This window comes from Ruegeria sp. ANG10, from assembly GCF_040705255.1.
Classification (GTDB): domain Bacteria; phylum Pseudomonadota; class Alphaproteobacteria; order Rhodobacterales; family Rhodobacteraceae; genus Ruegeria.
Genome location: NZ_JBFCVU010000007.1, coordinates 25100 through 39116, shown reverse-complemented (window position 1 = coordinate 39116; position 14017 = coordinate 25100). Strand labels below are relative to the sequence as shown.

10 protein-coding genes and 1 pseudogene are annotated in these 14017 nt (G+C 55.4%); 5 read left to right on the top strand and 6 right to left on the bottom strand.

Annotated features, from left to right (window positions below; genetic code table 11):
* Positions 1 to 33 precede the first annotated feature (33 nt).
* On the top strand, positions 34 to 3609 hold the full coding sequence (locus AB1A64_RS15005; protein WP_366552145.1) for a PA14 domain-containing protein: 3576 nt from the start codon (positions 34 to 36) through the stop codon (positions 3607 to 3609).
* 76 nt (positions 3610 to 3685) lie between these two features.
* On the opposite strand, the gene queF is transcribed toward AB1A64_RS15005, so the two are convergent.
* The 4 genes from queF to queC are packed head-to-tail and all read right to left on the bottom strand — an operon-like array spanning position 3686 to position 5928.
* The gene (queF, locus tag AB1A64_RS15000) at positions 3686 to 4147 is read right to left on the bottom strand and encodes a preQ(1) synthase (protein WP_366552144.1); all 462 of its coding nucleotides are present in this window, start codon (positions 4145 to 4147) and stop codon (positions 3686 to 3688) included.
* 19 nt (positions 4148 to 4166) lie between these two features.
* Entirely contained in the window at positions 4167 to 4877 is a 711-nt protein-coding gene (gene queE, locus AB1A64_RS14995) for a 7-carboxy-7-deazaguanine synthase QueE (RefSeq protein ID WP_366552143.1), read from the bottom strand.
* The gene (queD, locus tag AB1A64_RS14990) at positions 4874 to 5227 is read right to left on the bottom strand and encodes a 6-carboxytetrahydropterin synthase QueD (RefSeq protein ID WP_366552142.1); all 354 of its coding nucleotides are present in this window, start codon (positions 5225 to 5227) and stop codon (positions 4874 to 4876) included. Before queD ends, queE begins: the two co-directional genes overlap by 4 nt.
* Positions 5227 to 5928: a 7-cyano-7-deazaguanine synthase QueC gene (gene queC, locus AB1A64_RS14985; protein ID WP_366552141.1), complete on the bottom strand. Its 702-nt coding sequence runs from the start codon at positions 5926 to 5928 to the stop codon at positions 5227 to 5229. The genes queD and queC overlap by 1 nt, the downstream gene beginning before the upstream one ends.
* A 292-nt stretch (positions 5929 to 6220) precedes the next feature.
* Here queC and AB1A64_RS14980 point away from each other — a divergent pair, with 292 nt between their 5' ends.
* Together AB1A64_RS14980 and AB1A64_RS14975 are read left to right on the top strand one after the other, a co-directional pair.
* Complete coding sequence (locus AB1A64_RS14980) at positions 6221 to 8278, top strand: adenylate/guanylate cyclase domain-containing protein (protein WP_366552140.1); 2058 nt, start codon at positions 6221 to 6223, stop codon at positions 8276 to 8278.
* Between the two features lie 198 nt (positions 8279 to 8476).
* A complete protein-coding gene (locus tag AB1A64_RS14975; protein WP_366552299.1) occupies positions 8477 to 10333 on the top strand; it encodes an SLC13 family permease in 1857 nt (618 codons plus the stop codon).
* 199 nt (positions 10334 to 10532) lie between these two features.
* On the opposite strand, the gene AB1A64_RS14970 is transcribed toward AB1A64_RS14975, so the two are convergent.
* Both AB1A64_RS14970 and AB1A64_RS14965 read right to left on the bottom strand, forming a co-directional pair.
* Positions 10533 to 11081 (bottom strand): isochorismatase family protein, encoded by a 549-nt coding sequence (locus AB1A64_RS14970; protein ID WP_366552139.1) that lies wholly within the window; start codon positions 11079 to 11081, stop codon positions 10533 to 10535.
* 12 nt (positions 11082 to 11093) lie between these two features.
* A complete protein-coding gene (locus tag AB1A64_RS14965) occupies positions 11094 to 11954 on the bottom strand; it encodes a hypothetical protein (RefSeq protein ID WP_366552138.1) in 861 nt (286 codons plus the stop codon).
* Positions 11955 to 12084: 130 nt separating this feature from the next.
* Here AB1A64_RS14965 and AB1A64_RS14960 point away from each other — a divergent pair, with 130 nt between their 5' ends.
* Entirely contained in the window at positions 12085 to 12954 is an 870-nt protein-coding gene (locus AB1A64_RS14960; RefSeq protein WP_366552137.1) for a LysR family transcriptional regulator, read from the top strand.
* Positions 12955 to 13449: 495 nt separating this feature from the next.
* Positions 13450 to 13791: pseudogene (locus AB1A64_RS14955) on the top strand (GntR family transcriptional regulator); the annotation flags it as partial.
* Positions 13792 to 14017 lie beyond the last annotated feature (226 nt).

Genomic DNA, 14017 nt, shown 5'->3' with positions numbered 1-14017 from the left:
TCCGACTCTCAGGTATTGAAAACGGGGTTTGTAATGGCTGAGCTTGACAAAAATGGGCCGAGCCTGAGCCTGGCAAAGGAGCAGCGCGATAAGGAAGATTTAGCGTCCGAGTTGTCGAAAGGGGCACAAGTCACCCCCGAAGATCAAAGCCGCAGCACGCTTCACACCGGTGATCAAAAAAAGGGCAGTGCCGTTGCCAGGGCCACCACGGAGGGGGTGCATATACACGCAAAAGAAGAAAGCGCTGCGTTGCCGGTTGAAGCTAGCCCTGAAGTCGGCGGCGAAGTTATTGGCGTTTCAACCGAAGTGTCGGGCCCGATTGCAGCAGAGGTGGCCAGTGTCGAAACGCGTCAGAATTTCTCGACAGTACTGCGTCAGGCTGACAACGAAATCCTTCACCTGAACCAGAAAGAAATCAGTACTATTGCGGAACCTGCCGAGGTCTCTGGTAGCCCTGTGCAATCGGCACGGCAGTCGGAAAATTTTAGCGCAGACGAGGCCAGGCAAAAAGCTGAAGAAACGCCGCAATCGAACCACGCGCCGGAAAGTATCGCTCTGACCTCTGTCGCGGTTTCGGAAAACGTGGATGGTGCTGTTGTGGGCACCTTGTCGGCCCACGATCAGGATGCAGAGGACAGCCACAACTATACCGTCTCGGACGACCGGTTCGAGGTTGTGGATGGCGAGTTGAAACTGAAAGACGGTGTTGATCTGGATCACGAGACCGAACAACAGATCGATGTTCAGGTAACTGTCACGGATGCTGCGGGGGCCGTTTATACCGAAGATTTCACCATCGAGGTCACCGACATAAACGATGCCGTCACTGGTATGGAGCTGTCTGACCAAGCCGTTGCCGAAAACGTGGACGGTGCCGTGGTCGGCACCTTGTCGGCCCACGATCAGGATGTCAGCGACCACCACAGCTATACCGTCTCGGATGACCGGTTCGAGGTTGTGGATGGCGAACTGAAACTGAAGGACGGTGTTGCGCTGGATCACGAATCCGAGCCGCAGATTGATGTTCAGGTGACCGTCACGGATGCAGCGGGAACCGCGCATACCGAAGAATTTGCTATCGATGTTTCGGACCGGAACGAGATGCCATCAAGTCTGATCCTGAGTACTGAGTCTGGAAATCTTATCCACAACGGCAGTTTTGAGAGTTTTGATGTCGATCCCGGGCGATGGAACATCTTCCGCGATGATGAATCCGGCGCGTGGGAAACCGATAATGGCATGGAGATCTGGGATAATCTGGGAAACACGCATGCCTCGGACGGAGAGCAGCATCTGGAAATGGACGCGGGCCGCGGCGTCGACAGTTTCAGTCAGACAATCCAAACCAGCAAAGGACAGGTCTATGACCTTGGCCTTGATCTGCGCGAACGGCTGGCCAACGGCACCGACACGGTCGAGGTTTATTGGAACGACACTCTGGTCGGTGAGCTGAACCCCTACAGTACGGATTGGACCACCTTTGAGATGCAGGTCGTGGGCACCGGTGAAGATCGGTTGGAACTGCGTGAAGCTGCCGATGAAAATGACTCTTACGGGGCGCTGGTGGACAATGTCACGTTGACCGCTGCGCCGAGTACAATCGCCGAAAATGTAAGCGGGGCGATTGTCGGGCAGTTGAGTTTCGAGGACCCGGATATTGGCGACAATCACCGTATCGAAGTCTCAGATAACCGTTTTGAAGCCGTCGACGGCGTCTTGCGCCTGAAAGAAACCGCAGCGCTTGATTTTGAAGACGCTAGCACAGTCGACGTCTCGGTCACTGTAACGGATGCAGGTGGGCTCAGCACATCAGAAACGTTTTCCGTTGAGGTGGCTGATACCCATGACCTGTCAGTCTCGACCGGGTTTCAAGCGCAGTATTTCGACGTAGATCAGCGGCTGGCGTCATTGGATGATATTGATTGGACCGCAGAACCCACCCATCAGGAACTGATTTCGCAGGTCAACTATGAAAACGGCCGGGATTCGTTTTGGGAAGGTGGGTCCAGGGACACGTTCGGCGTTGAAATCACCGGCTCGGTACAAGTGGATGAAGGCGGCATATACCGTTTCGACCTGGGCGGCGACGACGGGGCGCAGTTGATTATCAATGGAGAGGTCGTGGTCGCAAATGACGGGCTGCATGCCTATCAGACCAAATCTGGTGAGGTGCATCTGGACCCCGGTACGCACCATATCGAAGTGCGCTATTTCGAAAATTACGGCCATGCTGGCCTGAAACTGGAATGGGAGGGTCCGGGCACAAACGGGCTGGAACTTGTCACGGCCCCCGACATTTCGGCCGCGCAAACCGTTTCCGGCATGCCTATTGCAATGAACGTTGCTCATCCAGAGGTCGAGTTGAGTGAGACCATGAGCCTAGCTTTGAAAGGTTTGCCCCCGGGCACCATCGTCGAAGCAAGCGGCCAGAGCGTGCAGGCGGATGGTGACGGCAACGTCGACATCACCGGGTTAGAATCAGAGATGCTGTCAATCACGCCGCCGCATGACTTCGCAGGGGAAATCAACGCAACTCTTACCATGACCCAGGACGGTGGCGCCAAGATCAGCCAACCTATCGCAGTAAATGTGGCCGAGGCGCAGATCACCGCGCCAACTGCTGGTCTGACCAAGGGATTCCGTGCCGACTATATAGATGTGGATCATCGCGTTGGAAAATTGGATGACGTGAACTGGGATGCCAATCCTGACCATCAGGAACACACTGCGGAAATCGACTATGCGAACAGCCGGGATTCCTTTTGGGAAGGGGGCAGCAAGGATACATTTGCAGCCCGGATACAGGGGCAAGTCACGGTTGAAGAAGGCGGCCAGTACACATTTTTCACATCGGCGGATGATGGTGTGGTTGTCTATGTCAACGGACAGGAAGTCGTTAAAGACGACGGCAATCACGGGTATCGTGGCGACTCGGGTCAGATTGAACTGGAACCCGGCACGCATGATATCGAAGTACGATACTTTGAAAATTACGGTCGTGCGGGGTTGAAACTTGAATGGGAAGGCCCGGATGTTGAGGGGCGTCAGACGGTACAGGCCGATCAGGATGTTGCAGTTGATGTGAATGGGACGTTGGATGTGGGGGTTGCACTTGAAGCCGCCAGCGTAGGTGCAACTGTCGCCATCGAGGGTCTGCCACCCAACACAATTCTGACCAGCGGTGATAATGCCCACGTCACAGATGGCGGTCCCGTCGATCTTTCAGGGTGGAATACCGATGCATTGGAGATTTCACCTCCGCCCGGATTCGAAGGTGCGATAAACGGTGAGATTGTCGTTTACGACACTGCATTCAACGGTGCATCTGTGACGTCCAGCAGTGAATTCATGATAGCGGTTGGTGAAGCAGACAATGCTCTGGGTTCTGAAGGTCCCGGCCCTGACATGATTTTACCTGAAGGTGACCAAACCGAAGCATCAAGGCATGCTGATATGGCATGGGATGATTTGCCGGAACGTGACGGTTCGGGTGAGGCCGAGGCATCGGGGATTTCGCAATCGGATGTGCTGGCCGAACCTGTCTCGATCCAGAATGTTCCTGATGTCACCCAAATCGGAACTGAAACCCACGAGCGGCTGGACTGGTGAGGGAGCAGTTGGCGCAGGGTGGGCGTGCCATTTGTCTTGGCCCATCCACCCACCGCCCTCAACGTTTCATTTGGTCCTAACCGCGTCCGCGATAGGGGGGGACGCCCTGATCGGGTATCCAGACATGTTCGGGTGTGGAGCCGGTTTGCCAGAACACGTCGATCGGGATGCCGCCGCGTGGATACCAATACCCACCGATCCGCAACCATCGGGGCGACAAGAATTCGACCAGACGGCGGGCGATGGAGACGGTGCAATCCTCGTGAAACGCGCCATGGTTCCGGAAGGAGCCAAGAAACAGTTTCAGGGATTTCGATTCTACCAGCCAATCTCCCGGCACATAGTCAATCACCAGATGTGCAAAATCAGGCTGCCCCGTCATCGGGCAGAGCGAGGTGAATTCGGGCGCGGTAAACCGCACGCAATAGTCGATATCGGCCTGCGGGTTCTGGACCCGCTCCAGCTCGGCCGCTTCGGGTGAGCTGGGCAGTTCTGTTTTCCCGCCCAATTGGGTCAGATCGCTGTAAATGGTTTCCATTGTATGCTCCTTTTCGGGGTCAGACCCCGCGTTTGTTGCCCCATAGCAAGACGTGCAGCTGCGGCAGAACCCGAGGTGAAAACCAGCCATCGGCGGTTACCTTCTCTACCAGCCACAACAATCTGTCCGACAGGGATTGCGGATCGACGGGCAGATCGGGATCGACCTCAGCGTTGCCCGGTTGCAGATAAAGGGGCAGTGCCGGATGGCGGTCCGCCACCGTGCGGGCCCAGTCATAGTCAACCTCATCAAAGATCACGATTTTCATCACCATCTTCGGGCCGGTTTGGGCCGCGTCGAGGCAGGCCGCAAACGCGTTCCAATCCACGGTTTCGCCGCTTGACGGCGGTTTCGGGCTCAGAACCAACGTATCCAGATCGCCGAACCAGGGTTTCGCAATTGAACCCTGGGTTTCGCAGGCAAACCGATACCCTTTTGCCTGGCCCTGCGCGATCAGGGGACCAAAGTCTTGAATGGCAGGGTTCCCACCAGACAGCGAAACGGTTAGGGGCCGCCCGCCCGACAAGGTTCGCACTCGTTCCCAAACCGCATCCGTGGACATAGCCGCCCACTCATGGCGAAAGGCTGTGTCGACCGCGTGCATGCTGTCACACCAGCTGCACCGATAATCGCAGCCGCCAGTGCGTACAAACACGGTGGGTTCCCCGATCAGCGCGCCTTCGCCCTGAATCGTGGGGCCGAAAATCTCGGCAATGCGCAGACGGGTCATGGGCGGTACTCGGCCCAGGTTTTTGGCGTTTCGCTGACCCGGACGGCCGCTGTTTCCGGCCAGCGCGCGACACACCAGTCATAGAAATGACGCGCCATGTTTTCCGCTGTGGTCAGGATGTTCATCACGTCGTTCAGATGCCGGTGGTCGAACGTCTCGTCAATATAAGTCTTGAGCGGCTTAAGCTCGCCGTAATCCCGCACAAACCCGTCGGCGTTCAGGTCGGATGCGGCCAACTCGACCTCGATGATATAGTTGTGCCCATGCATGCGGGCGCATTGATGATCGTCGGGCAGGTGGGTCAGTTGATGCGAGGCGGAAAAGTGGAATTCCTTGGTGATCCGGTACATCAGGCGATTTCCTTTTGTGCCGTTGCCGCGACCCAGAATTCCGGGTCCTCATAAGTGGTTGGGTCTTCGACATTGGCCAGGTGAAACGCCTCGCGCCGCTCGACACAGGTGCCGCAGCGGCCGCAATGGTGTTCGCCGCCTTTGTAACAAGACCAGGTCTGCGCAAAGGGCGTGTCACACCGCGCACCTTCGGTGACAATATCGGCCTTGCTGCGATGGACAAACGGGGTGAACAGGGACACATCGGCGTAACCGTCCAGCGCGTGCTTCTGCATGGTCTCAAAGGCTTGCGTGAATTCCGGCCGGCAATCGGGATAGATAAAGTGATCGCCGCCATGCACCGCCGTGGCCACCGCATCGGCCCCGCGCGCTGCCGCCGCGCCAAACGCCACGGTCAGCATGATGGCGTTCCGGTTGGGAACCACGGTTACGCGCATGCTGTCTTCGGCATAATGCCCGTCTGGGACATCTACATCATCAGTCAGCGCCGATCCGGTCAGAACGGCTCCGACCGGGCGCAAGTCGATGATATCATGGGGGACACTCAATCGCTGCGCGCACAACGCGGCATAGTCCAGCTCTTTCCGGTGGCGCTGTCCGTAGTCAAAGGAAATCAAGCCCGTCAGCTGGTGATCGCGGGCAACCATATGCGCCAGCGACACCGAATCCAGCCCGCCCGAGCAGATTACGATCGTTTTCATATTTTGAACCCTTGTTTTGTTACCCGGGTAGGCTGCGACCGGGATGCGCCCTGTTACACACGGGGGCTAGGCGTGCCAACCCCCCCATTCCCGCAATCACGCGCTTGTGGTGGATGACCCGTGGGTCCCACGGCGTGACCAGACATTCACTTGCTGTGTTCAACACCGGGTAAACTAATCGGCATGATCCTTGAAACTATCTGGAAACAAGAAATTGCACCCTCTAATCTTCCACTAACATTTGGCCGATCAACCCCAGGTTTAAGCCACCAACAGCCGTTTTGGACCACAAGTGCGAGTCAGCGTAGGAATTGCCGTATCAATACTTGTCGCGCTTTCAATCGGCGCGTCGACTTTTGTGGTGCATTCGCTGTGGTGGACGACCGCGCGGGAAAACAGCCGGATGTTGGCGGCCGAAATCAACAGTCAAATCGCCAACACTGTTCGGATCGAAGTGGGATTGACCCTAAGGTCCGCCGAAGCGGCCTGGGCCGCGGTCCGGACAATCTTTGTCCAGAATGTGATTCAGACACAGCAAGCCGACAAGCGAGAGTTTGTGTTCCTGTCGCAATTGCAGGCGCAGCCCAACATATCGTGGATTACCTTCGGTTGGCCTGACGGAGATTTCTTCGCCGCCCACCGTTTAGGTGACAGCGGGCTGGAGATGATCGAAATCAACGACGAGATCCGGGATCGGAGCCTGCGCAAGGACCGCTACATATTTATTCCCGGGGACATCCAATTCGAAGACCGCTCGTTTTCGCCAACCCAATACGATCCGCGTGATCACGCCTGGTACGGCAACTTCATCGATCGCGATACGCCGGACTGGATCGAGGTGCGCGATCTGCCGGGTAGTGACAAGACGGTGTATGCCTTTGCCGGGGCAATCGACGTGAACCGCAGACGCCAAGGCGTGTTGACAGTGGCCATCGAAACGGATCGCCTGTCGCGCTTTCTGGGATCTTTGCGGCCAGGTGAGTTCGGCGCGGCCTATATTTTAAGCGCGGATGGCAAGGTGATCGCCGTGCCTGACCCGGAGGCGGATGAGGTCACCCCGGCGCGGATGGGTGAGGGTGAGCTGTATGAGGTTGCCAAGATGTCCGGGGAAACCCTTTTGGCGACCTCTGGTCCGAATGTCGCCGGCAGTTTGACGACCCGTGTGGTGTATGACGACGTGCCCTATGCCGTGGCACTGACCCCGCTTGGATTTTACGGCTGGCGCGTGGCGACGGTCATACCGGAGGCAGCCTTCCTGTCGGGTATCGACCGGACGCTTGTCAATCTGATCTATGCGCTGCTTGGTGTGGTGGTCGTGGCGACTGGTCTTGCCATTTGGTTGATGCGCAAGGTTGTGGCAAACCCCTTGTCGCGCGTTGCCGAAGACCTCAGCCGGATTGAGCGTTTTGATGTCGAACAGGTCTCGCGGCGTCCCTCGCGCCTGAAAGAACTCAATAATCTGTCCGCTGCGACGGCGAACATGGCGGCGGGTCTGTCGGCGTTTCGAAAGTATGTGCCGACTGACCTTGTGAGAATGCTGGTGGCGGCGGGTATCAAGACGCAGCCCGGAGGGGAAACAAAAACGATATCTGTGCTGTTTTGTGATGTGTCGGGTTTCACCGGCCTGACCGAAAAGCATGGCCCGAAGATTGTCGAGTTGATGGCACCGTTCTTTAGCGCTGCGTCATCGACCATTGAACGGCATCACGGAACAATCGATAAGTTCATCGGGGACGCGGTAATGGCGTTCTGGGGTGCCCCGAGAGAAAACCTCGACCACGCTGAAGATGCCTGCCGTGCTGCGCTTGAACTGGTTGAAGTTGTCGAAAGCGCTGGCTTGCGAAACGATTCCGACGACTCGTTGCGCGTCAGGGTCGGTCTGAACAGTGGTGAAGCTCTGGTTGGGAATATCGGATCGGAACAGCGGCTGAACTACACGGCAATCGGGGACGTCGTGAACGTAGCAAGCCGTCTGGAGGTGGCCAACAAGGCCTATGGCAGCGCCATCCTTATTGGACCCGATACTCGCCGAGAAGCAGGTGATGCGATCATCGTCCGGGAACTGGATACGCTTGAAATTGCTGGCCGGTCCGGAGAATTGGTTGTTTTCGAACTGATTGCCATGGCTGACAGTGTCGCTGAGACGCCACCGTGGATCGAGGCTTATGAAACAGGTCTTGCCCATTACCGGGCCAGGCGCATGTCCGAGGCGGTCACGTCCTTTGAAACCGCAGATAGTATGCGCGGTGGCGACCCTGCGTCCGTTTCGATGATCAAGCGAGCAAAATCGTTGCTGGCAGACCCTCCGCTGGGTGACTGGACGGGCGTTGCGTTCATGGATGATAAGTAGAGTTTCGTTGCTATGTTCGGGGGCGTGAGGCGCCCGTCACTCTGTTTTCTGGCCGCCCGTCTTGAAATTTTGTTTCGTTTTTCTGGCAATTACTGAAACATCATGACAGCGCGAGCTTGATAGTTTAGTTGTTCAATTTAAAGCAAAATTGACAATGTCTCGGTGAATATAGTGGAACACGTAGCCTTCACGTTTGAGATGGGAGTGGTGTGCGCTTTGTTAGCCTTCACCGTTTTCCTTTTCGTATCGGAAGTTGTCAGAATAGACCTTTCTGCGATACTGGTTTTGGTTCTGGTCGGCCTTCTTAGCTATGCTCCGGGGCTTGAGAACCTTGCCAATGTTTCGCAACTGTTCGACGGATTTGCGTCCAACGCGGTGATATCCATCATAGCGGTTATGATCGTGGGGGCGGGTCTGGATAAAACCGGCATCATGAACAAAGTTGCGGCGGTCATTTTGAAATATGGCGGCACCGCCGAGAACCGGGTGCTGCCAATTGTTTCGGGCACGGTCGGCGTTATTTCATCCTTCATGCAGAATGTCGGGGCGGCCGCATTGTTCCTGCCCGTTGTCAGCCGGATTTCCTCAAGGTCCGGAATCCCTCTGTCCCGCCTGCTGATGCCCATGGGGTTTTGCGCCATTTTGGGCGGCACGATGACAATGGTGGGCTCATCACCGCTGATTTTGCTTAACGATCTGGTCCTCACTGCAAACAAGGGGCTGCCTGCTGACCAGCAGATTGAACCATTTGGTCTATTCTCGGTTACACCGATCGGAGCGGTCCTGATCCTAACCGGGATCGGGTATTTTCTGCTGCTTGGACGATGGGTATTACCGGGTGATACCGGATCTGACAGTACCGGCACAGGGCAGGGGACGCAGGAGTATTTGCAGCGGGTGTACGGGCTGCAGGCAGATGTTTTCGAGGTGATCGTGCCCGAGGATAGTCCGCTGGTGGGGCGCATTCTGGCTGATATCAACCACGAAGAGCACCTGTACATAATCTCTACGTTCTATCGTGGCAAAACGTCGATGGTTCAGGTTTTGACTGCTGAAATTGCAGCGCCTTGCAGGTTGGCCATCATCGGAAACCGCTGGGATGTAGAACAATTTGCACTGAAATTCGGTCTGACCGTTCTGCCGGAACTGGATATCTTCGTTGAAGAATTTGCACCAACCAATGCTGGCATAGCCGAAGTCGTTGTGACGCCCGATAGCAAACTGATCGGAAAATGCCCGCGTGAGCTTTTGTTTCGCAAAACATACGGCATGTCGTTGCTTGCAATTCATCGCGGCGAAGAAACGCTTAGCCATGTTGAAACCGACACGCACGAATCCACACAGATCGGGCTCGAGGAATTTCACGCAGGTGACATGCTTGTTGCGCATACCCGGTGGGACAACTTAATGCGCATTAAGCGGGACCCTGATTTTGTCGTTGTAACAACGGATTTCCCGCAGGATGAATTGCGGCCGCAGAAGGTTGGTTGGGCCTTGGCTTTTTTCGCAATTTCCCTGTCGCTAATATTGTTCACCGACGTTCGTTTGTCGCTGTGCCTGCTGACTGGCGCCGCGGGAATGATGCTCACGCGTGTATTGAGTGTGGATGAGGCTTATCGCGCCGTCGGATGGAACACCGTATTTCTGTTGGCATGTCTCATACCGTTGGGGCAGGCGGTGCAAAATACTGGAACGGCGGCATGGATTGCGCAGCAAATCATGATCATTCTGAACGGCTGGCCGATTTGGGCGCTACAGGCTGGTGTCGCGATATTGGCCACGGCCTTTTCGTTGGTCATGTCAAATGTCGGGGCCACTGTCTTGCTTGTGCCGCTTGCCATTTCGATTGCGGTGGCGGCCGGTGGCAACCCCGCTGTCTTTGCACTGACCGTAGCTATCTCAACCTCGAACAGCTTCATCATTCCGACCCATCAGGTCAACGCCCTGATTATGGGCCCTGCAGGCTACAAAGTTATGGATTTTGTGCGTTCGGGTGGGGTTATGACAATTCTATTCCTGGTTGTTTCCCTGTTGATGCTCAACGTCATCTACTGAGCCGCCAAGACGCGTAGCCCGATCAGATCTGTTTGTTTCTGATCAGGGCGCTGGTTGACTGGGTAACTTATCGGCGGACGTTTTGGATCAGTCTGTTATTTCTTTCGCGACAGAAACGAAGGATAAAAGTGGTAAAAAATCACCCTTCTGATCAATGGCTTATCATTGATCCACGCGGCGCTCTTTATGACCGCCAGTGTTACTGGGCTAGAATGTCTTTTGTAGATTTCACATCCGCGATTTCACCGTCAAGCGTTGCCATGCTGACCGAATGAACTTGAGCGGCACTGTGGGATTTTCCGTCCGGGCCGGTAAGCCCATATGTCCAAACAGCATCGGCCGCATAGGTTGGCTGAAAGCCAAGATCAGCTGCACTTCGCGTGGTCGATTCTACACAATGATTGGCGGTCGCGCCGCACAGGATAACACGCTCGACACCAGCGTCTTGCAGAATTGCCTGCAATGGTGTTCCCGCAAAACCGCTGCTGCCGGTCTTGACGACGATAGGCTCATCGGTGGCAGGGGCCGCGAACGGTTGAACTGCACAACCCGGGGCGTCAGGGTGAAACGGGTCATCAGGATCCGTACCATGATGGTGAATATGGACGACCGTACTGCCGTCACCGCGAAACTTATCCAGCAGCCGGGTAATATTGCTTTCTGCCTCAGGACATGATCGTTCCGTGCCCAACGCATCCTCGTGCGCCAGGGCCATCTGAACATCAATCACCAGAAGTGCGGTTTTCATACTTTTCGATCTTTAGCTCGCGGTTTCGGCCTTGCGGCTGGCCAGTATGTTTTCCACCCGCTTGCCGTAAATGCGAATGTTGATCTCATCCCCGATTTCGCGGTCGGGCTGTTCGTCATAAGTCATCGTGGCCGTGATACGGGGGCGGTCACCTTCAACCTTGGTCACACCATGTAACGAGTACCCGCCACGGAACAACGTCAGCGTTCCCGCCCCGCGCACGAAGGTCTGGGCATGGGACAAGTCCCCATCCAACAAGCGGTCCACCGCCTCTCGGTCCTCATCCTCGTCTGTCCGGGAATTCGGAATAAAGGTGAACTCGCCACCTTTTTCGGCGGCCTGCAACAACAGCGTCACGGTGCATTCAGTTGTATCATAGTGCCAGGCATGTCCGCTTCCGGGTTGCAGGGCGACGACGTTGAGCGCCTGAAACTCATCCACGCATCGATACAGTTGGTCTTTCATCTGCACCCGCCGTACAAACTCGGTCAAAATTTCCGACTGGTACAGCTGCTTGAGGCCCGACTCTGCCGGTATCTGATCATCTGCAAGCTGCGCGGCGCTATGAATGAACTCTTTCCGGCGCGGATCATCGTCGGGCAGCGAAGGGTCAATCGCCCCCTGATAGATGTTTCGCTTCACGCGCAAAATCTCCGCTGTCGGGAGCAGGGCGTTTGCCTCTGCATTCAAATGTTTCAAAGCCTCGGAATGCAGAAAGCTGTCCAGATTGCACCAGCCATTGGTGTTGATGCTGTGCTGACATTCGGCCAAGAACTGCGCACCCGGGCCATTGTCCAAATCGGCAATTGGATAGCGGTCGAGGTCTACAAAATCCAGAGCGACATCCCGTTTGGATTGGCTGGTGTCAGTCATGATGGTCTCCTTTAGGAAAGCTCAATCGGTCAGCGGTGCGGTCACATACCCCGATACTATGCAAGACCCTCATGATCAGATAAAACGAAACAATATGCGCCCATGAACATAAAAAATTTATGAAAAGCTGATGCGCCACAATCTGAACCTCAACTGGTTGCGGAGTTTCGAAGCCGCAGCGCGATTGCTGAGCTTCACATCCGCCAGCCAAGAAATCGGCCTGACTCAGACTGCCGTAAGCCAGCATATCAAAGCCCTTGAGGCGCAGCTGGGCGATAAGCTGTTCGTGCGCCGCCCCAAAAGTCTGCAATTGACCGATGTGGGCAAAGCTTATTTGTTGCCTGTCCGCGAAGCACTGGGCACGATTGAGATGTCCACGACGGGCCTATTTGGTCCCCATGCGGCGGCGACGATCACTATACGCGCCTCGATGGCCTTTATCATGTGGCTGTCTCCGAGGTTGGATGGCTTTCTGCACGCTCATCCCGATACCAGCGTCAAACTGATGACCTCGATCTGGAAGGATGCCTCGGATCAACACCCGGTCGACGTCGATATCGTCTTGGCCTCCAAAGACTATGCGGGCCCTAATCTGGAGCCGCTTTCGGACGAAGCGATTGTTCCGATTGTCAATGCTGCGTCCCAAGGCAGGATAAAAGGGCCCAAGGATTTATTGCAGTACCCCTCAATTCATATCCTGGGTTTTGATGATCATTGGGCGCGCTACCTGTCTGCCTTTTCGCTGAAATCAACGCGCCCTGGTGCGCGGTTGGTGACCGACACCTCAACTGCCGCCATCGAAATGGTTGCAGCTGGTTTGGGCTGTGCAGTGGTCATTGAGCGTTTTGCGACACAGGCGATCGCGGCCGGGCAGAACATTCGCATCGCTGGCGAAGCGGCAGCATTGGAGCAATCTCACTACCTGATCCGAACAGATCACCGCGCCGCTGTTCGGCCACAAGTCGAAGCGTTCAATTCTTGGCTTCGGCAGCAGTTCTGAGTTTTGCACCCTGATGCTGCCTGATGAGTTGAACCGGGCCGCAACAGAGTCAGAATGAGGTCCTGCACCCTTTCTTCCCAAAACATGGGGGAAACCCCCATATTAACCCGCGAATATTCACGTGAACGAATCTTGCACCGTCGGTGATAGGGTGAGACCATCGCGGTACAGTCCGAGCCAACAAGCGACAAAGGGGTGTTTATGCAACCAGGCAATCTCAGGCTATTGCCAGTTTACAAAGAGAAAGAACTGGCCGACCTGTCTCTGTGCCGTTCAAGTTCTTCTTTGTCGACGGCGATCTATAGTCTCCGGTGCAATTCAGACTTCAAGCAGGGCGATCCCATCGTTGTTCAGCCCGAGCGCAATGCAAATGTCCTTTCGCACTGCTTCGACAAGGCGCTGCCTTTTGTCGGATGTCGGTTTTGAGAATGGAATGCCCAGAGACTTTCTTTATTCCGGGATACGTACACAATTCGCGTAGACCCCGAAACATGGATGCAGGATCGAGATGATCATGCGTCCTGTGTTTTATCAAATGGCCAGTTCATGATGAGCAAAAATCTCACTTGCAATAGTCAACCAGAGGCTGCCGAGACCCAGCGTTCGGCGTCAAAACTGGTCAATGTGATGAACATCGACCGCGATGATGCACTGGGTATTCGCGATCAGATCCGCGCAGAATTGGCTTATTTGATTTCAAGCGGCGTTCTGCAAAACGGGACGAAATTGCCGTCTTGCAGAGCGCTTGCGCGGGATCTGAAGGTCTCTGTGAACTCGGTGTTGGGTGCATATTCCAGGCTTGTTGACGAAGGTACGATAATTTCGAAGCCAAAATCTGGCTACTATGTCTCACTCAATCTGAATCGAACACAGACCAAAGCAGATCAAGAGATCAACGCGAATTTCCCGAACATTGTCGAAAGAATAACCAGAAGGCGTTTGCCTTCCCAAGCGGGCTGTATCACGCGGCCCGCGGATTGGCCGGACTATCAGTTCCCATTTGTGTGCAACCAGGCTGCTTCGAACAGATTTCCTTTGGCCGAATGGCGCGAGTGTTCTCGAC

Excerpts from the sequence above, each read along its gene's own strand:
- AB1A64_RS15005 (WP_366552145.1), top strand. The coding sequence starts at position 34 with ATGGCTGAGCTTGACAAAAATGGGCCGAGCCTGAGCCTGGCAAAGGAG.
- queF (WP_366552144.1), bottom strand. The coding sequence starts at position 4,147 with ATGGAAACCATTTACAGCGATCTGACCCAATTGGGCGGGAAAACAGAA.
- queE (WP_366552143.1), bottom strand. The coding sequence starts at position 4,877 with ATGACCCGTCTGCGCATTGCCGAGATTTTCGGCCCCACGATTCAGGGC.
- queD (WP_366552142.1), bottom strand. The coding sequence starts at position 5,227 with ATGTACCGGATCACCAAGGAATTCCACTTTTCCGCCTCGCATCAACTG.
- queC (WP_366552141.1), bottom strand. The coding sequence starts at position 5,928 with ATGAAAACGATCGTAATCTGCTCGGGCGGGCTGGATTCGGTGTCGCTG.
- AB1A64_RS14975 (WP_366552299.1), top strand. The coding sequence starts at position 8,477 with ATGGGAGTGGTGTGCGCTTTGTTAGCCTTCACCGTTTTCCTTTTCGTA.
- AB1A64_RS14970 (WP_366552139.1), bottom strand. The coding sequence starts at position 11,081 with ATGAAAACCGCACTTCTGGTGATTGATGTTCAGATGGCCCTGGCGCAC.
- AB1A64_RS14965 (WP_366552138.1), bottom strand. The coding sequence starts at position 11,954 with ATGACTGACACCAGCCAATCCAAACGGGATGTCGCTCTGGATTTTGTA.
- AB1A64_RS14960 (WP_366552137.1), top strand. The coding sequence starts at position 12,085 with ATGCGCCACAATCTGAACCTCAACTGGTTGCGGAGTTTCGAAGCCGCA.